This is a genomic window from Pseudomonas cichorii (assembly GCF_019719005.1).
Classification (GTDB): domain Bacteria; phylum Pseudomonadota; class Gammaproteobacteria; order Pseudomonadales; family Pseudomonadaceae; genus Aquipseudomonas; species Aquipseudomonas cichorii_E.
Genome location: NZ_JAIGPJ010000024.1, coordinates 19,510 through 35,930, shown reverse-complemented (window position 1 = coordinate 35,930; position 16,421 = coordinate 19,510). Strand labels below are relative to the sequence as shown.

Genomic DNA, 16,421 nt, shown 5'->3' with positions numbered 1-16,421 from the left:
CTCGTAGAAAATTCGAACCTGAAAGACAGGTAGTTAATCCGCTGTGCGTGCCGCTTTTTCTGCGTGTCCGGACAACCCGAAACGGCGGTCCAGCTCATCGAGCACAGCCTGTGGATGCTGACCGAGTGCCGCCAGCATCACCATGCTGTGAAACCAGAGGTCAGCGGTTTCGTAGATGACATCGCTGCAGTCACCGCTGATGGCGGCATCCTTGGCAGCAATGATGGTTTCGACCGATTCTTCACCGATCTTTTCCAGAATCTTGTTCAAACCCTTGTGGTACAGACTGGCGACATACGAGCTGTCGGCAGCGGCATCCTTGCGCGATTCCAGCACCTGGGCCAGACGGGACAAGGTATCAGTCATGTTCAGTGTCCTGCGTGATAAATGGCATCCGGGTCTTTGAGCACCGCGTCGACCGTCTTCCAGCCCGAGTTTTCATAAACCCGGTAGAAGCAGCTTTCGCGTCCGGTATGGCAGGCAATGCCGCCGATCTGCTCGACCATCAGGATGATGACGTCGGCGTCGCAATCCAGGCGCAGCTCATGCAATTGCTGAACGTGGCCGGATTCCTCTCCCTTGCGCCAGAGTTTGCCACGCGAACGCGACCAATATATTGCACGGTTCTCTTTTGCAGTCAGGCTCAGGGATTCGCGGTTCATCCAGGCCATCATCAATACACGACCGGTCTTGTGATCCTGAGCGATTGCAGGCACCAGACCGTCGCTGTTCCACTTAATCTCGTCCAGCCAGTCTTTCATAACTACTCCGGCAGCCGGGCTTCAATAATCCCGGCGGGTTGAACAGTGTGCCAGTCACATGCGTCGCTGGCTATCGGCGAACGATCAGATACAGCCCGGCCACCAGCATGATTCCAACCGGCCATGCCGTCAGCGTCAACAGTGGCAGGCCGGCTGCGCTCAACGCCCAGACCTGCACCGCGCCGCCACTCAGCAGCGCCGCGCCCAGCAGGCGCAAGGCCCAGCCATCGCTGGAGCCGAATCGTGGCGGCGGTGGGTCGTTTGCATGGGGCCGTGACAGGCGCTCCAGCAGGTCGCGGGTCATGCCTGCAATATGCGGTAACTGTTCGACCTGGGTCTGCAGGTTCTGAACCAGGGTCTTGGGGCTGACCCGCTCACGCATCCAGCGCTCCAGGAAGGGTTGCGCGGTGGTCCACAGATCCAGGTCCGGATAGAGCTGACGACCCAGACCTTCGATGTTGAGCAGGGTCTTTTGCAGCAGCACCAGTTGCGGCTGGACTTCCATATTGAAGCGGCGCGCGGTCTGGAACAGGCGCATCAGCACCTGACCGAAGGAAATATCCTTGAGCGGCTTCTCGAAAATCGGCTCGCAAACGGTACGAATCGCGGCCTCGAACTCGTTGAGCTTGGTTTCGGCGGGCACCCAGCCTGAGTCGATGTGCAATTGCGCCACGCGGCGATAATCGCGCTTGAAGAAGGCAAACAGGTTGCGGGCCAGATAATCCTGATCCTGTGGCGTCAGGCTGCCGACGATCCCGCAGTCGATGGCGATGTACTGCGGGCGCCACGGATTGACCGTGCTGACGAAAATATTGCCCGGATGCATGTCGGCATGGAAGAAGCTGTCACGGAACACCTGGGTGAAAAAGATCTCCACGCCGCGCTCGGCCAGCAGTTTCATGTCGGTACGCTGATCGGCCAGAGTCGCCAGATCGGTGACCTGAACGCCGTAGATACGCTCCATGACCAGCACTTTCGGGCGGCACCAGTCCCAGTAGACCTGGGGCACATACAGCAGGTCTGAGCCTTCGAAGTTGCGGCGCAACTGGCTGGAGTTGGCGGCTTCGCGCAGCAGGTCCAGTTCGTCGTAGATGGTTTTTTCGTAGTCGCTGACCACCTGCACCGGATGCAGCAGCCGTGCATCGGCAGACAGCCGCTCGGCGGTACGAGCCAGGATGAACAGCCAGGCCAGATCCTGGCCGATGATGGGCTTGAGGCCCGGGCGCACGACCTTGACCACCACTTCTTCGCCGCTCTTGAGGCGTGCGGCATGAACCTGCGCCACGGAGGCCGAGGCCAGAGGCGTCACGTCGAAGCGGCTGAAGACCTCACTGATTTTTGCACCCAGTTGCTCTTCGATCAGATTCACGGCCAGTTGCTGGTCGAACGGCGGGACGCGGTCCTGCAGCAGCATCAACTCGTCGGCAATGTCTTCGGGCAGCAAGTCGCGTCGGGTCGAAAGCAACTGGCCGAACTTGATGAAAATCGGCCCGAGATCCTGGAGCGCCAGACGCAGGCGCGCGCCACGGTTCAGGTCCGAGGCCTTGCGCGGCAACCAGCGCCACGGCAGCACAAAGCGTACGGCCAGCATCCACCACGGCAGCGGAAGAGCGAAGAGCAGGTCATCGAGGCGATAGCGGATCACGACGCGGTTGATACGAAACAGACGGCGGACGGCAAGCAGCTTCATGCGTTATCGCTGGAATTGAGGGATTGGGCGAGACGTGCAAAGCGCGCCTCAAGACGTTCCAGATCCATTTTGATCTGATCGAGTTCGGCAAAACGGGCTTCGGCCTCGTGCTTGCCCACCAGAGTACGCGATTCCTCACTCAGGTAGTCGGCCACGTTCTGACCGAGGCTGGCAAAGTTGTCACGGGTCCAGCGGGCACGACTGCGCACGTGGCCGCTGAGCAACTGGCTGCCGACCGGGCCGAGCCAGCGGGAGAGTTCGTGCTCCCAGTCCAGCTCCAGGTCTTGCAGGATGCCGACCAGTTCCAGCAATACCGCGCTGTCACCGTCCAGCTCGACTTCGGGGCCATGCAGCACGGCGGTCTTGTCCTGGCTCAACGCCAGACGCAACAGGCTGGCGGCCGGGGCGCGCAGGATGCAGTCGGCATCGGCTGCCCAGTCAGCGGCCAGCAGCAGGCCTTCGTCACTGGGCAGGATGAACAGTTGCAAGGCCGGGTCACGGCAATCGATGGCGATGATCTTGCCTGTCAGTGCGGCAAGACGCGGCGCAGCCGTGCTGTCCAGGCGCAGCACGCGATTGATGCCGTGCTCGACGCTGGCGAGCAGACCCCGGAGCAGCATCAGGGCTTGATACCGCGGTGCAGGGCGACGATGCCGGATGTCATGTTGTGGTAGGTCACCCGGTCAAAACCGGCGTCTACCATCATCGACTTCAGGGTTTCCTGATCCGGGTGCATGCGGATCGACTCTGCCAGATAGCGATAGCTTTCCGAGTCGTTGGTGACCAGCTTGCCCATGAACGGCATGAACGCGAACGAGTAGGCGTCATAGGCTTTGGACATCAGCTTGTTGGTCGGCTTGGAGAACTCCAGCACCAACAGGCGACCGCCGGGCTTGAGCACGCGCAGCATGGAGCGCAGGGCATCTTCCTTGTGCGTCACGTTGCGCAGGCCGAAAGCGATGGTCACGCAATCGAAATGGTTGTCGGGGAACGGCAGCTTTTCAGCGTCTGCCTGGACGAACTCGACGTTACCCGCGACGCCCAGGTCCAGCAGGCGATCACGGCCTACCTTGAGCATCGAAGCGTTGATGTCTGCCAGAACCACATGGCCGGTAGGGCCGACCAGATTCGAGAACTTGCGGGTCAGGTCGCCCGTGCCGCCTGCGATATCCAGCACCCGATTGCCCGTACGGACACCGGAAAGCTCAATGGCGAAACGCTTCCAGAGCCGGTGCATGCCGCCAGACAGCAGGTCGTTCATCAAGTCGTACTTGGCCGCTACGGAGTGGAAAACCTCAGCGACTTTCTCGGCCTTCTGGCTTTCCGGTACGTTTTTGTAGCCGAAATGAGTGGTGGGTTCGGTATCGCTACCTTTGCGCTGATCGTTCATATCGCTGCCGCCGGAATAGAATGCCGGTCATTCTAATCGCCAGGGCTGGCTTTGTCTTGACAAGGCTCACCCTCAAGGCTTTCTTCGGCACGAGCGGCTGTTATAGTTGCGCCGCGATTCAACCGACTGAAAAGGAACTCTCCAATGGCGAAAATAACTGTTGAGCGCCCGCACACTCTGGGCCGTGACAAGGCGCGGGAGAGGGCTGAACAACTGGTCGAGAAACTGGCCGAAAAATATGGCCTGGCCCATGAATGGGTTGGCGACACCGTGAAGCTGGAAGGCAAGGGCGCCAAAGGCAAGGTTGAAGTTGAAGATGCGCTGATCCGGGTCAGCATCGAACTGAACTTCATCCTGTCGGCCATGAGCGGCTCGATCAAGTCCGAAGTGGAGCGGGTGCTGGATAAGGCGCTGGTGGCTTGAGTGCCGGGAGAGAGTGGATTCATCCGCAAAAGCGCCCTTCGCGAATGAGTTCGCTTACTTCAGATACTTCTCCAAGAGCCATCTGACTTTCTCCCGTTCCTCTTCCACGGAATTCCGTCCTGTGGCCCAGACGGCAACAAGATCGCTTCGAATGGGCATGATCGCTGTGCACAAGGGTTGTTGGGTTGGTACGCACGTAAACTGTGGCTCGGGTGCCTGTGCGAGCATTCTTCGAGCTGATTCTCCGGCGCTTGGCCCCTTGCCAGCCAATGCAAATAGTTGTTCGGTCGAGCCGAGAAGATAGCTGCGCTCAACAAGGCTGATATGACGAGGAAGGAATACCGTCTTCCCATCGTAGAGCCCTGTTTTGCATTGGTTCCTTTCCCAATTCATTAACAATCTTTCGCAAAAAGCTTTGGAAACATAGGCATGTGTATCGAGGTTGTAATCGTATAGCTGGCCATAAGCATCAAGCGCTAATTGGAGCTGTGAAACCCGGGAGCCATGGGTGCTCTGCGAGAGCACATTTCGTACAGGCACCTCTGTACCGTCGCGCAGAGTCAAATTGCTGTTGGTCGTGGAGGAGAGCAATGCAATGGTCGGCAGACTCAGCCTCTCCTGGCCTATGTGGATTGTTTGATACTGAGCCAGTACATCCTCTGAAGCAGGCAGCTTTGCAGGTTGCAGCTCTTCACCGCAGCCGGTCAGGACGAGAGCAACGAGCAGAATGGCATTATTTATTTTCACTGGGCTTCAATCTTCTGTCATGTGCCATGCTATCAGGCTACCTCCCACAGTCCACTGACGGACTTACAACACTTAATGCAGGCGCTTGCATTGCGATAGAGTGGTAGAGCTTCGAGTGAATTAATCTTATCTTTTTTTGCACTCTTCAAGCTCGTTTTGGTTTTTCAAGGTTGTGGTCACGCCTAGCCGGTATTTACAGTATTGGATGACCTGCTGCCGTTCCGTGTCGCTTAACTCACTCAATACTTTGTCATCTGACTCGTACGCGAAAATATTTTCGAATTGCATTTGAAGTGTTGGGTGTTTTTTTATGAAAAATACCTTCTCCGGATAAGCATCTTCCATTTTTTCATAGAAGCCTACGTATAGAAAAGAGGTAAGAGTGATCAAGGAGATAATGATAAGTGATTTCATGAGGACGGCGGTCGTAATAGTTTGGTTTTAATGCGAAGGTTGTTTACCAGTTTCATTCCTATATTGCCAGGACAGATTTTTCCTTCGCCTGCCTGCATAGGGAATTCACGGTGTCCACCCAAAGTGGTAACCCTGAAAACGCTGGTCAGGGCTTGAATCAGGCTCAGTAGAGCATCTATTTGAACGTCAGGAATTTTTTGATCCATGTTGCCGGTGAAGGCTTCAAGAGTTTGTCGGGTGAGGGCAACTATATCCCCACCCTCATCGGCGGTTGTCAGATTCTCTAGTAAGACGATACCTATGACGCCTGTATTGTAGTTATTCACATTTGAACCTTTGAATCGGATATCCCGTCCTTCAAAGATTTTACCCATGCAGTCAATACCATAGTGATAGCCGATATCGGCGAACTTGGCTTGGTGTGCATTCTGAATCGAAAGCATCTGTTCTGCTCCAGCACCACAGCCCACACTTCTGCCAGCATGATGAAGCGCAATCATCGAGTAGTCCCAGTCATTGACCATCTCTCCTTTTGCTTTATGTGCTCCCCAAAATGAGCGTTCTACAAATTCACAACCTTTTTTGCGGACAAGTCGGAGTATTGCCTCTCTGGTGGCAGCTCTATCGTTGACAGTAATGGTTGTAGGAAGGGCGGGTTCTCCGGCTTTCAGTTCGGTTGCTTTTGCTTCGGTAGTAAATTGTTCGGCCATCTTGATTACTCCGTGAGCTCGCTGAGCGTCCGAGCAGGGGAGTTAAAATCAATACTCACCGAAATAGAGGCATCTTTGATAGGGGTTTTGATATGTGCTATTCCCGAACTATCAGTAATGCCGGTAATTTTTTTGCCATCAACGGAGGCAGTAAAATTTCTTCCGACTAAAGGTTGGCCTGTTTCGCTATCAACGATGCTGAAGGTATGCCCGTAGGTCTTTTGCAATAAAAGCGGGAGTGGAGGTGTGAACGGCGCTGGAGTGTGCGTATCACCAATGATTACAGTGCCTGAACCGCCAATTACTACGTCACCATGAGCTCCGACAGTACCGACCAGAGCAGCATTTTTGCCATTGATAAAAACGGTAGTCGATACGGCAGACGTTAAAACGCTGCCACAAGTGCAGGTATCTCCTTTAGTCGCTGCTGCAAGTCCGTCGAAGAACACGTCGGGAGAACCGGAGGCGATCGCTTGAGAGGCGTGCCCTGGTATGGGGCAACTAGTGGGGTCGGTGATACGTGCGGCTGGCTTTGCCATATTTGACTTCCTGTCAGAGTATTTACGAGGTCGATCGTATCAGATTATTTTGAAAGATGATTCTCGATAGTCCGCACTTCTTTCGTTTTAGCCAAGCGAATTGTACAGCCACTATTTATTGCCTTGTCTCGTAATTTCTTATGTTTGCGGGCTCGCAGTAGAATGTGTTGTCTTCAGCCGGGTCGTCGCGGCCAAGGCCCCTCCCACGTTAATCTGAGTTCGCCTTAACTGATTGGCACTACAGCTACTGGGCCGTTTCAACCTGAGAGGCCGGCAGGATTTTCGGGGCGCAGCGACCATAACCCTGACCGATGGTGGCAGACCTTGCTCGACAGCTTGGCTCTGTTTGCTCTTGGGAACCCAAGACAATGTCTGTACGTTCATCCATATGCTTACAAGGACGATAATGGTTCGGAGAATTATTATCGAGACAGGGCGTTAGGCACTTACATCCAGCCTGCGCACCTTGATGGCCTGACCTACGATGACTTTACAGCGAGGTTTGGCCTCGGCAATGACGCGAATATTGTCGTCGGCGTCTGAGGCGACGACATTCATTCCTTTGACTTGTACGACCGTGTGGCCAGCAGCCAGGGTGCGGTAATACGCAGCAGAAGTGGCGCTGGCAGCTATTTCGGGGATATGCCCCTCAAGGTTTTCAATCGCTTCCTCGGACAGCTTTTTGCGTGCGATTTTTGCCATGATTGCCTCCACTAGTCACTGCGTCGTAGTAAACAAGGTTTCGCTCATTTTTAGCTACGGATTAACCGTTTCTGAAAAGATAGTGAGCGCTGATCGAGGACCTAGGGTGTGCATTCTAATTTTTCTCCGTACTTTTGAGTCATGCCCTGACAAGGGCGGTTCCTTGAACTTTCGAGAGTGAGGTGCACCATGGCCAAGGCTACCCTGAAGAAAAAAGTTGAAGACGATCAGGCAACAGCGTTTTCCGAAGTGAAACTGTATGCCCGCAAAATCTGGCTGGCGGGGCTTGGCGCTTATGCCAAGGCCAACCAGGAAGGCACCGAGTACGTCAAAGAGCTGATCAAGACTGGCGAAAAGGTGGAGAAAGACGCCAAGAAGGCTGTCGATGAAAAGCTTGAAGCGGCCAACAGCGAAATCGATTCGATCAAAGGCGAGGTTTCAGGCGTCAAGGGCCGTGTCGAGGCTCAGTTCGACAAGATCGAAAGCGCCTTTGATCGCCGTGTCGCCAAGGGCTTGAACCGGATCGGCATTCCATCTAAACATGATGTTGAGACACTCTCTGCTAAGCTCGATGAGCTGACGGCATTGCTTGAACGTGTCGGGCCTAAAAAGCTCGAGCGTAATGAGCCCAAAAAGCTCGAACGTATCGAGCCTGAACATTAAGGAGAGCAGGATGGCTGGCAAGAAAAAAGTTGAAAAAGAAGGCAGCTCCTGGATTGGCGAGGTTGAAAAATACTCTCGCCAGATCTGGCTGGCTGGTTTGGGCGCTTACTCCAAGATCAGCAATGACGGCAGTAAGCTATTTGAAACACTGGTAAAAGACGGCGAAAAGGCCGAGAAGCAGACCAAGGTAGAAGCCGAGAAGCAACTCGACAATGCCAAGGATACTGCGAAGGCGGCCAAGTCCCGTGTGGGTGACGTGAAGGATCTCGCGCTGGGCAAGTGGAATGAACTCGAAGGCGCGTTCGACAAGCGTCTGAACAGTGCCATTTCGCGCCTCGGTGTGCCGAGCCGTAATGAAGTGCAGGCGTTGCACGGCAAGGTCGATGAACTGACCCGCCAGATCGAGCTGTTGACAGGCGCCAAGGCCAAGCCGGTTGCGTCCCGTTCGACAGCACCTGCCAAAAGCACGGCGAAACCGCTGGTCAAGGCTGCTGCCAAGACTGTGGCGAAAACCGCAGACAAGGTTGCGACCAAAACTGCAGCGGCCAAACCGGCAGTCAAGAAAGCTGCCGCCAAGCCGGTCGATGCTGTGAGCAAGGCTGCATCTTCGACTGCAGACAAGGCCAAATCGGCAGCCAAACCTGCTCCGAAAAAACCTGCTGCCAGGAAGCCGGCTGCAAAACCTGCTGCCAAACCAGCAGCGTCGGCCTCGGCGACACCTGCTGCTTCTCCGGCTGCTGCGCCGTCGACACCCCCTGCGTCGACGCCAACAACCGGTCAGGCCTGATAACAGGTTGCTGCATCCAGCCCGACCTGTTCGACAGGTCGGGTTTACCTGCTCAAATACTGCATGGCCAGCTCTTCGGCCGCCTGCCTTGATGTTGGCACCAGATGTGGTGTCACCAGCATCATGATCTGATAGACCACCACCCGCACTTCCCCTTCGCGTCCCAGAATGCGCTGATAGTCCAGTGAGAACAGCAGGTTCATGGTGATCTGCTCCACCAGTTGCCCCAGTGCCTGGGTTTCGCTGATCAATTGTCCCTGAGCCTTGAGCCTTGCCAGCAGTGAAGCCAGAGTGCGCTTGAGGGAGTTGAGCAGGTTGCGAATGCCCCGTGCCAGCTTGGGCAGGCGACCGGCCAGGTTGGACAGGTCCTGGAACAGAAAACGGTAGTGCGCCAGGCGCTCGACGATCAGGTGCAGGAACAGCCAGTAGTCCTCGGCATTGAGTCGCGCATCGGCAGGCGGATCGAGCAACGGAGCCAGTTCGGCCTGGAAGCGCTCGAACAGTCCCATCACCAATGGCTCCTTGCCATGGAAATGGTAATAGAGATTGCCGGGGCTGATACCCAGTTCGTTGGCGATTTCCAGGGTAGAGACATTGGGCTCGCCCTGCTGATTGAACAGCGTCAGGGCGCATTCAATTATTCGGTCGCGGGTTTTCATCCAGTCTTCTTGTTTAGGGGGCGGGGGCGCAAACCGGTTGGCATCGTAGTAGCGAATTTATTCGCGACAGGCCCGTACATCCCCGGAAAACCTGTCGCAGTCAATGGCGTCTCGCGAATGAATTCGCTCCTGCTAACGCACATGCACATAGGTTCCAGGCGCAGCCTCCATTGTAGGGTAATTGGCGTTGCCCAGTTCGATCCGGGTTTCGTGCTGGGTGCCGGAGCGCTCGTGAATCCATTTCAGCCAGGTGGGCCACCAACTGCCTTCGTTGTGCTTGGCATCGTAATACCAGGCCCGCGGGTCGCTGCTCAGCTTGTCGTTTTCGACAAAGTTGGCTTTGCGGTTGCCCGGCGGGTTGAGGATGCTTTGCACATGGCCACTGTTGGCCAGCAGGAAGCGTCGCTCGCCGCCCAGCAGCAGCGTTGAGCGATAGACCGAATCCCAAGGCGTGATGTGATCATTGATGCCGGCAATGCTGAAGCTGTCCACCGTCACTTTCTGCAGGTCGATGGGCGTGCCGCAGACTTCCAGGCCGCCCGGATGGCTGAGCGGATTGTGCTTGAAGAAGTCCAGCAGGTCGCCATGCAGTGCTGCCGTCAGGCGCGTGGTGTCGTTGTTCCAGTACAGGATGTCGAACGCGGGCGGAGTCTTGCCCAGCAAGTAGTTGTTGATCCAGTAACTCCAGATCAGGTCGTTGGGGCGCATCCAGGCAAAGATCCGGCCCATGTCGCTGCCCTCCAGCACGCCGCGCTGATACGAGCGACGCTTGGCCGCTTCCAGGGCCTCCTCGTCGATGAACAGAGTAGCCGGGCTTTCAATCTGGCTGTCCAGCAGGCTGACCATGTAAGTCGCACTGGCGACCCGGCGGATCTGCCGCTTGGCCTGCAAATGGCCTTGCAGGGCTGCGATAGTCAGGCCGCCGGCACAGGCGCCCAACAGATTGACTTCCCGTGCGCCGGTAATCGCCCGGCAGATGTTCATCGCTTCCTCGGTCGCTTCGACGTAACTGGAGAGTCCCCATTCGCGATGCCGTACATCGGGGTTACGCCAGCTGATAGCAAAGGTCTGCAGGCCATTCTTCAGGGCGTACTGCACAAAGCTGTTGGTGGAGCTCAGGTCGAAGATGTAGAACTTGTTGATCTGTGGCGGGACGATCAGCAAAGGCCGAGAGTACTGCTTTTCGCTCATCGGCTTGTACTGGATCAGCTCGAACATTTCATTGCGAAACACCACGGAGCCCGGAGTGGTGGCGAGCGTACGGCCAATCTCGAAGGCATCCTTGGTGGTCTGACGAGGCAGGCCATTGTTGTGCAGCAGGTCGTCGGCCATATGGCCCAGGCCCTTGAACACGCTGCTGCCGCCGGAGTTGAAAAGCTCCTTGATGGCCAGCGGGTTGAGCAGGGTATTGGACGGTGACAGCGCATCATTGATCAGCGAGAACAGAAAGTGTGCCCGTGCCCGGTCGTCCTTGGACAGGTCGCTTTCATCGATCCAGAGTCGGGTCTGGTGCTGCCAGCTCAGGTAAGCCTGCAAGCCACGACGGTACAGCGGGTTGAGGCTCCAGGTCGGGTCCGCGAAGCGGCTGTCACGCGGGTTGGGGGTATGGGGCATGTCTCCCAGAAGCATCACTTTGCCCAACTGGCTGCCCAGTGCCAGGGCATGTCGGGCGCTGCGCAGTGGATGTTTCCAGCCTTGGGAGGCGACGCTGCGCAAAGTATGAAACAGATCTCGACCGCGCAGGCCGGTAATAGCGCTTTGTGCATTTATGTAAGTCGCCGGAGTCGTGGCGGCGACCTTCGCTGATTTTTCTCGCATGAGGGCAACACTCCTTCGTCAAGCCATCAACCAGTGGGCTGACGCAGCGCCTGTCATGGCAGCATGCGTCGTTCTGCTCCGTGTGACACTCCTGTCGTGGCGCAGTCGGTAAAGCGATTGTCTCGAAGCGTTCCTGCTTCGTTGAGTACGACGGGTCGGATCAGTGCCCTTTGGGTGGCGTGGGCTGTGGATGCATGACAGCGCGTTGGCGCTCCTGCTGCAGGAAACTCATGATGATGGGAGCAACGGCTTCGGCGCGTGTGATCAAAAACAAATGACCGTCATCGATTATGTGTAGCTGGGCATTGGGTATACGCCAGGCCAGCAGGCGCATATTTACCAGTGGGATCAATGGATCGTCGTCGCCGGCCAGGACCAGCGTCGGCTGATGGATCTTGTGCAGCCAGTGAACGCTGGTCCAGCCCATGCCAGCGAACAGTTGCCAGTAGTAACCCAGCTTGCCGGACGAACGTACCTTGGCGGCATGATTGGCTGCCAGATGCGGATCGCGCCGGAAGGCACCGCCATAGATTTCCGGCGCAATGCGGATGACATGGGACGGCTGGATATAACGCCGTGGGCTTGCCATCAACCACAGCACACGAGGTTTGCCCGGCACCATGATCATGCCGGCCGCCGTCGCCGCCAGCACCAGTTTGCGGCAACGCTCGGGGTAGTCGTGAGCGAACTGCTGAGCCAGCGCTCCGCCCCATGACACACCAATCGCATTGACCTGGCCGTAATCCAGATAATCGAGCATTCGCGCCGCCAGCTTTGCCAGCCCCGGAAAACGATAAGGGCGGCTGGGCGTCGAAGAGCCACCGACTCCCGGTACATCGAAAGCGATGACTTCCAGATCAGGGTCCAGCGCGTCGACAAACGGAAACACCAACTCGAGGTTGGCGCCGATGCCATTGAAGATCAGCAAGGGCGTCAGATGGCTCTTGCCGGGTCGCACTGCGGTGCGGATGGTATGACCGTCCAGATCGATGGAACGGAAAACAAACGGTTGAGGCATACGCTAAGCCCTGTTGGTTAAACCGCTGGGAAAGCCGTCCTGCGCTTTTACCAGATCGACCGAGGTGCGACGGTCATGTTTGCGCCTGCCTGCTGCCGGTACTTCCGTCCTGGCCCCGGCAGCAAGCATTCGCTCGTCTCTATCAGCTTAGCGTTCGTGAACGTATGTACCCGGCGAGGCTTCACTTGGCGGGAATGCCTTGTTACCCAGTGCCGCAGGTGCCTTCTTCAGCTTGCCTGAGCGCTCGGTCTTCCAGGCCTGCCAGTGCAGCCACCACGAATCGGTGTGCTTGGTCCCGTTTTCCTGCCAGACCGAAGGTTCGGCCGGCATTTCCGGGTTGGTCATGTAGCGCGCCTTGGGGTTGCCCGGAGGATTCAGGATGCTCTGGATATGGCCGCTGCTGGACAGCACGAACTCGGTCTTGCCACCAAACAGGCGGGCTGACTTGTAGCAGGAAGCCCAGGGCGTGATGTGATCGTTGGTGCCCGCCAGACAGAACACGTCGCTTGTGACCTGCTTCAGATCGATCGGCGTGCCGCAGACTTCAAGGGCATTGGGGCGGGTCAGCGGGTTGTTCTTGAACATCTCGATCAGGTCGCCATGAAAGGCGGCGGGCAGGCGAGTGGTGTCGTTGTTCCAGAACAGGATGTCGAACACGGGCGGTTCATTACCCAGCAGGTAATTGTTGACCCAGTAGTTCCAGATCAGGTCGTTGGGGCGCATCCAGGCGAATACCTTGGCCATGTCGCGACCTTCCAGTACGCCGGCCTGATAGGAGTGGCGCTTGGCCGTTTCCAGGGTCTGCTCATCGACGAACAGGGCGACTTCGGTATCCAGCGTGGTGTCCAGCACGCTGACCAGCAGCGTCAGGGCATGAACCTTCTGCTCGCCCAGCGCGGCGTAATGCCCCAGCAATGCGGTGCAGGTGATGCCGCCCGAACAGGCGCCGAGCATGTTGATATCTTTGCTGCCGGTGATGGCAGTCACTACATCCACCGCTTCCTTGAGGGCCTCGATGTAGGTGGAAAGGCCCCACTCACGCTGCGCCTTGGTCGGGTTGCGCCAACTGATGATGAAGGTCTGCACGTTACTGCGCAGGCAGAAGCGCGCCAGGCTCTTTTCCGGGCTCAGGTCGAAGACATAGAACTTGTTGATCTGCGGCGGCACGACCAGCAATGGCCGCTCATGAACCTGCTCGGTGATGGGCTTGTACTGGATCAGCTCCAGCACTTCGTTGCGAAACACCACTGAACCCTCGGTGGTGCCCAGGTTCTTGCCGACTTCAAAGGCATCCATGTTGACCTGGCTTGGCATGCCGCCGTTGTGTACCAGGTCCTTGGCCAGATGCGCCAGGCCATCGAAAATGCTTTTGCCGCCCGTCTCGAAGAAACGCTTTACCGCCGCCGGGTTGGCGGCCGTGTTGGTCGGAGACATGGCTTCGGTCATCAGGTTGATCACAAAATGACCACGGCTGATGTCTTGAGGTGTCAGGTTGCTGCCGTCGATCCAGTCATGCAGTTCCTTGCGCCATGCCAGGTAACTCTGCAAATAACGACGATACAGCGGGTTCTGGCTCCAGGCCGGATCCGCAAAGCGTCTGTCGTCCGCGGCGGGTTGCAGGGCCGACTTGCCGAACATCACGTTCTTGATTTCAACACCCAGGTGGGCGACATGCTTGAGACTGTGGAACGGTTGCTTGATTGCCTGGCGCAGAACCATGCGAGCGGTGGTCAGTAAATCCTTGCGGCGCAAGCCAACCACCGGGTTCAGACCCAAGGTGTGTTCAGAGGCATGCTGCTGCAGGTCATCGTTGTTCTTGCTACTCATCTACGACGCTCCATTGTCCTGAGACGAGTACTGACTTTCCCTGTGAACCAGTGACACAGGCGAGTCGCCAGTACTACTGCTCGTGTGACCGATGATGGCTTGGCTGCCAATTCCCGGGTTTTGTTATGCAAGCTACCGCGAAGGCGCCTGAACAGCTGCGCTTCGTGTGACCACTGCTTTGCATACTGCTTATTCGCGCATCGGAGGGATGCAGGGAATTTACCAAAGTCATTGGTTACGCGAGATTTCAAAAAATCGCAAGCAGCGTCAGTCATTGACCGCTGCGCGGGACATTGAAACAAAACAGATTAGAAAGCGCTTCCTAATACGTCAAACGGCAGGCTAGAGCTTTCTGGAAAAGATCGGCGCTATTGGGGGGCAGCGGGAAAAACTGACGAGCGTAGGCCGTCGTTTTTCTGAGGGTTAGAGCATGAGCCTGATGACTTGCTCGGAAGGGTCGCGGGACTTGCCCGCCTTTTGCAGCTCCAGCAGATAATCCTCCCACAGGGATTCCTGGCGCCTGGACAGTTCGTAGAGATATTCCCAGGTGAACAGACCGCTGTCGTGGCCATCATCGAACGTCAGCTTCAGCGCGTACTGGCCAGCGGGTTCGATCTTGCTCAGGCCTACACCCAGCTTGCCGAATTGCAGGATCGGCTTGCCATGGCCCTGAACCTCGGCGGAAGGCGAATGCACCCGCAGAAACTCCGCAGGCAAATGATAGACCTCATTCGTCCCGTACTTCAGCGTCAGGGTTTTCGAGGCTTTGTGGAGTTCGATGGCGGTGGGGATGGGGGGCACGGTGGGGAGCCTCAAGCTACAAGTGACAAGCTACAAGTGAAGCAGTGACAAGCCTCAAGTGAAAGCAGCTGCAAGCTACAAGCACAATCAGCTTGCAGCTTACAGCTCCCCACTTGCCGCTACTTACAAAATATACCGTGACAGGTCTTCGTTTTCGGCCAGTTCGCCCAGATGGCTGTTGACGTAGTCGGCGTCGATCAGGATAGGCGAGGCGTCGGGGCTGCCAGCCAGATCACCGGCGCTGAACGACACTTCTTCAAGCAGGCGCTCAAGCAGGGTGTGCAGGCGGCGGGCGCCGATGTTTTCGGTCTTCTCGTTGACCTGCCAGGCAATTTCGGCCAGACGCTTGATACCGTCAGGCTGGAACTCGATACCCAGGCCTTCGGTCTTGAGCAGTTCGCGATATTGCTCGGTCAGCGAGGCATGCGGCTCGCTGAGGATGCGCTCGAAGTCCTGAGGCGTCAGGGCCTTGAGTTCGACGCGGATCGGCAGACGGCCTTGCAGCTCGGGTACCAGGTCGCTTGGCTTGCTCAGGTGGAATGCACCCGAAGCGATGAACAGGATGTGGTCGGTCTTGACCATGCCCAGCTTGGTATTCACGGTGCAGCCTTCGATCAGCGGCAGCAGGTCGCGCTGTACACCTTCACGGGAGACATCGACACCGCCGGAGTTGCCGCGCTTGGCGACCTTGTCGATTTCGTCGATGAACACGATACCGTGCTGCTCGACAGCTTCCAGCGCCTTGACCTTCAACTCTTCGTCGTTGACCAGGCGGCTGGCCTCTTCGTCGCGCACCAGCTTGAGCGCTTCCTTGACCTTGAGCTTGCGGCTCTTCTTCTTGCCCTTGCCCATGTTGGCAAACAGGCTTTGCAACTGGTTGGTCATCTCTTCCATGCCCGGCGGCGCGGAAATATCCACACCCACGGTTTCGTTGACCTCGATCTCGATTTCCTTATCGTCCAGCTGACCTTCGCGCAGGCGCTTGCGGAACAGCTGGCGGGTATTGGAATCGCTGCTCGAAACCGGCTCTTCGCTGAAACCGCTGCGTGCTGGCGGCAGCAGTGCATCGAGGATGCGGTCTTCGGCTGCATCTTCTGCACGATGACGGACCTTGACGATCTCCTGCTCGCGCAGCAGCTTCATGGCGGCGTCGGCCAGATCGCGAATGATCGACTCCACGTCACGGCCCACATAGCCCACTTCGGTGAACTTGGTGGCTTCAACCTTCAGGAACGGCGCGTTGGCCAGCTTGGCCAGGCGACGGGCGATTTCGGTCTTGCCGACACCGGTCGGGCCGATCATCAGAATGTTCTTCGGGGTTACTTCGACGCGCAGTTCTTCAGGCAACTGCATCCGGCGCCAGCGATTGCGCAAGGCAATGGCGACGGCGCGCTTGGCATCGTCCTGGCCGATGATATGGCGGTTGAGTTCGTGGACGATTTCGCGGGGAGTCATGGACATGGTAATTGATG

At 57.0% G+C, this 16,421-nt stretch carries 18 protein-coding genes; 3 read left to right on the top strand and 15 right to left on the bottom strand.

The window, feature by feature from the left end:
* Nucleotides 1-33: 33 nt before the first annotated feature.
* The 5 genes from K5D32_RS17175 to ubiE all read right to left on the bottom strand — a co-directional run bounded on the left by K5D32_RS17175 (nucleotide 34) and on the right by ubiE (nucleotide 3,841).
* On the bottom strand, nucleotides 34-366 hold the full coding sequence (locus tag K5D32_RS17175) for a phosphoribosyl-ATP diphosphatase (RefSeq protein WP_025262314.1): 333 nt from the start codon (nucleotides 364-366) through the stop codon (nucleotides 34-36).
* 2 nt (nucleotides 367-368) lie between these two features.
* Nucleotides 369-761: a phosphoribosyl-AMP cyclohydrolase gene (gene hisI / locus K5D32_RS17170; protein ID WP_025262313.1), complete on the bottom strand. Its 393-nt coding sequence runs from the start codon at nucleotides 759-761 to the stop codon at nucleotides 369-371.
* A 70-nt stretch (nucleotides 762-831) separates the two neighbouring features.
* Nucleotides 832-2,451, bottom strand: a complete 1,620-nt coding sequence (ubiB, locus tag K5D32_RS17165; protein ID WP_221601185.1) for a ubiquinone biosynthesis regulatory protein kinase UbiB — start codon at nucleotides 2,449-2,451, stop codon at nucleotides 832-834.
* On the bottom strand, nucleotides 2,448-3,071 hold the full coding sequence (locus tag K5D32_RS17160) for an SCP2 domain-containing protein (protein WP_221577244.1): 624 nt from the start codon (nucleotides 3,069-3,071) through the stop codon (nucleotides 2,448-2,450). Before K5D32_RS17160 ends, ubiB begins: the two co-directional genes overlap by 4 nt.
* Entirely contained in the window at nucleotides 3,071-3,841 is a 771-nt protein-coding gene (gene ubiE, locus K5D32_RS17155) for a bifunctional demethylmenaquinone methyltransferase/2-methoxy-6-polyprenyl-1,4-benzoquinol methylase UbiE (protein WP_198725276.1), read from the bottom strand. Before ubiE ends, K5D32_RS17160 begins: the two co-directional genes overlap by 1 nt.
* A gap of 144 nt (nucleotides 3,842-3,985) precedes the next feature.
* Here ubiE and K5D32_RS17150 point away from each other — a divergent pair, with 144 nt between their 5' ends.
* The gene (locus K5D32_RS17150; RefSeq protein WP_221577243.1) at nucleotides 3,986-4,264 is read left to right on the top strand and encodes a polyhydroxyalkanoic acid system family protein; all 279 of its coding nucleotides are present in this window, start codon (nucleotides 3,986-3,988) and stop codon (nucleotides 4,262-4,264) included.
* A 54-nt stretch (nucleotides 4,265-4,318) separates the two neighbouring features.
* On the opposite strand, the gene K5D32_RS17145 is transcribed toward K5D32_RS17150, so the two are convergent.
* The 4 genes from K5D32_RS17145 to K5D32_RS17130 all read right to left on the bottom strand — a co-directional run bounded on the left by K5D32_RS17145 (nucleotide 4,319) and on the right by K5D32_RS17130 (nucleotide 7,376).
* The gene (locus K5D32_RS17145) at nucleotides 4,319-5,011 is read right to left on the bottom strand and encodes a hypothetical protein (protein WP_221593550.1); all 693 of its coding nucleotides are present in this window, start codon (nucleotides 5,009-5,011) and stop codon (nucleotides 4,319-4,321) included.
* Nucleotides 5,012-5,421: 410 nt separating this feature from the next.
* Nucleotides 5,422-6,135 carry a peptidoglycan recognition family protein gene (locus tag K5D32_RS17140; protein WP_221601183.1) on the bottom strand — a complete coding sequence of 238 codons (714 nt, stop codon included), beginning with the start codon at nucleotides 6,133-6,135 and terminating at the stop codon, nucleotides 5,422-5,424.
* 5 nt (nucleotides 6,136-6,140) lie between these two features.
* Entirely contained in the window at nucleotides 6,141-6,674 is a 534-nt protein-coding gene (locus K5D32_RS17135; protein WP_221593552.1) for a PAAR domain-containing protein, read from the bottom strand.
* Between the two features lie 438 nt (nucleotides 6,675-7,112).
* Nucleotides 7,113-7,376, bottom strand: coding sequence for a hypothetical protein (locus tag K5D32_RS17130; protein WP_221593553.1), 264 nt, complete (start codon nucleotides 7,374-7,376; stop codon nucleotides 7,113-7,115).
* 189 nt (nucleotides 7,377-7,565) lie between these two features.
* On the opposite strand from K5D32_RS17130, the gene K5D32_RS17125 reads away from it, so the two are divergent.
* A complete protein-coding gene (locus tag K5D32_RS17125; protein WP_221601181.1) occupies nucleotides 7,566-8,039 on the top strand; it encodes a phasin family protein in 474 nt (157 codons plus the stop codon).
* 10 nt (nucleotides 8,040-8,049) lie between these two features.
* Nucleotides 8,050-8,826 carry a phasin family protein gene (locus K5D32_RS17120; protein WP_198725270.1) on the top strand — a complete coding sequence of 259 codons (777 nt, stop codon included), beginning with the start codon at nucleotides 8,050-8,052 and terminating at the stop codon, nucleotides 8,824-8,826.
* 44 nt (nucleotides 8,827-8,870) lie between these two features.
* On the opposite strand, the gene K5D32_RS17115 is transcribed toward K5D32_RS17120, so the two are convergent.
* The 6 genes from K5D32_RS17115 to hslU all read right to left on the bottom strand — a co-directional run bounded on the left by K5D32_RS17115 (nucleotide 8,871) and on the right by hslU (nucleotide 16,410).
* Nucleotides 8,871-9,485, bottom strand: coding sequence for a TetR/AcrR family transcriptional regulator (locus K5D32_RS17115; RefSeq protein WP_221601179.1), 615 nt, complete (start codon nucleotides 9,483-9,485; stop codon nucleotides 8,871-8,873).
* 132 nt (nucleotides 9,486-9,617) lie between these two features.
* Nucleotides 9,618-11,303: a class II poly(R)-hydroxyalkanoic acid synthase gene (gene phaC, locus K5D32_RS17110; protein WP_221601177.1), complete on the bottom strand. Its 1,686-nt coding sequence runs from the start codon at nucleotides 11,301-11,303 to the stop codon at nucleotides 9,618-9,620.
* 160 nt (nucleotides 11,304-11,463) lie between these two features.
* Nucleotides 11,464-12,321 (bottom strand): poly(3-hydroxyalkanoate) depolymerase, encoded by an 858-nt coding sequence (gene phaZ / locus K5D32_RS17105; protein WP_025262304.1) that lies wholly within the window; start codon nucleotides 12,319-12,321, stop codon nucleotides 11,464-11,466.
* A 147-nt stretch (nucleotides 12,322-12,468) separates the two neighbouring features.
* Nucleotides 12,469-14,148, bottom strand: a complete 1,680-nt coding sequence (gene phaC / locus K5D32_RS17100; protein ID WP_221577240.1) for a class II poly(R)-hydroxyalkanoic acid synthase — start codon at nucleotides 14,146-14,148, stop codon at nucleotides 12,469-12,471.
* 423 nt (nucleotides 14,149-14,571) lie between these two features.
* Nucleotides 14,572-14,949: a gamma-butyrobetaine hydroxylase-like domain-containing protein gene (locus K5D32_RS17095; RefSeq protein WP_221593556.1), complete on the bottom strand. Its 378-nt coding sequence runs from the start codon at nucleotides 14,947-14,949 to the stop codon at nucleotides 14,572-14,574.
* Between the two features lie 123 nt (nucleotides 14,950-15,072).
* Nucleotides 15,073-16,410 (bottom strand): ATP-dependent protease ATPase subunit HslU, encoded by a 1,338-nt coding sequence (gene hslU / locus K5D32_RS17090; RefSeq protein WP_198725262.1) that lies wholly within the window; start codon nucleotides 16,408-16,410, stop codon nucleotides 15,073-15,075.
* Nucleotides 16,411-16,421: the final 11 nt, after the last annotated feature.

What these genes read in the sequence shown, in the direction of transcription:
- hslU (WP_198725262.1), bottom strand. Translation starts at nt 16,410, where the DNA reads ATGTCCATGACTCCCCGCGAAATCGTCCACGAACTCAACCGCCATATC.
- K5D32_RS17130 (WP_221593553.1), bottom strand. Translation starts at nt 7,376, where the DNA reads ATGGCAAAAATCGCACGCAAAAAGCTGTCCGAGGAAGCGATTGAAAAC.
- K5D32_RS17135 (WP_221593552.1), bottom strand. Translation starts at nt 6,674, where the DNA reads ATGGCAAAGCCAGCCGCACGTATCACCGACCCCACTAGTTGCCCCATA.
- K5D32_RS17150 (WP_221577243.1), top strand. Translation starts at nt 3,986, where the DNA reads ATGGCGAAAATAACTGTTGAGCGCCCGCACACTCTGGGCCGTGACAAG.
- K5D32_RS17175 (WP_025262314.1), bottom strand. Translation starts at nt 366, where the DNA reads ATGACTGATACCTTGTCCCGTCTGGCCCAGGTGCTGGAATCGCGCAAG.
- hisI (WP_025262313.1), bottom strand. Translation starts at nt 761, where the DNA reads ATGAAAGACTGGCTGGACGAGATTAAGTGGAACAGCGACGGTCTGGTG.
- K5D32_RS17115 (WP_221601179.1), bottom strand. Translation starts at nt 9,485, where the DNA reads ATGAAAACCCGCGACCGAATAATTGAATGCGCCCTGACGCTGTTCAAT.
- phaC (WP_221601177.1), bottom strand. Translation starts at nt 11,303, where the DNA reads ATGCGAGAAAAATCAGCGAAGGTCGCCGCCACGACTCCGGCGACTTAC.
- ubiE (WP_198725276.1), bottom strand. Translation starts at nt 3,841, where the DNA reads ATGAACGATCAGCGCAAAGGTAGCGATACCGAACCCACCACTCATTTC.
- phaC (WP_221577240.1), bottom strand. Translation starts at nt 14,148, where the DNA reads ATGAGTAGCAAGAACAACGATGACCTGCAGCAGCATGCCTCTGAACAC.
- K5D32_RS17125 (WP_221601181.1), top strand. Translation starts at nt 7,566, where the DNA reads ATGGCCAAGGCTACCCTGAAGAAAAAAGTTGAAGACGATCAGGCAACA.
- K5D32_RS17160 (WP_221577244.1), bottom strand. Translation starts at nt 3,071, where the DNA reads ATGCTGCTCCGGGGTCTGCTCGCCAGCGTCGAGCACGGCATCAATCGC.
- ubiB (WP_221601185.1), bottom strand. Translation starts at nt 2,451, where the DNA reads ATGAAGCTGCTTGCCGTCCGCCGTCTGTTTCGTATCAACCGCGTCGTG.
- phaZ (WP_025262304.1), bottom strand. Translation starts at nt 12,321, where the DNA reads ATGCCTCAACCGTTTGTTTTCCGTTCCATCGATCTGGACGGTCATACC.
- K5D32_RS17140 (WP_221601183.1), bottom strand. Translation starts at nt 6,135, where the DNA reads ATGGCCGAACAATTTACTACCGAAGCAAAAGCAACCGAACTGAAAGCC.
- K5D32_RS17120 (WP_198725270.1), top strand. Translation starts at nt 8,050, where the DNA reads ATGGCTGGCAAGAAAAAAGTTGAAAAAGAAGGCAGCTCCTGGATTGGC.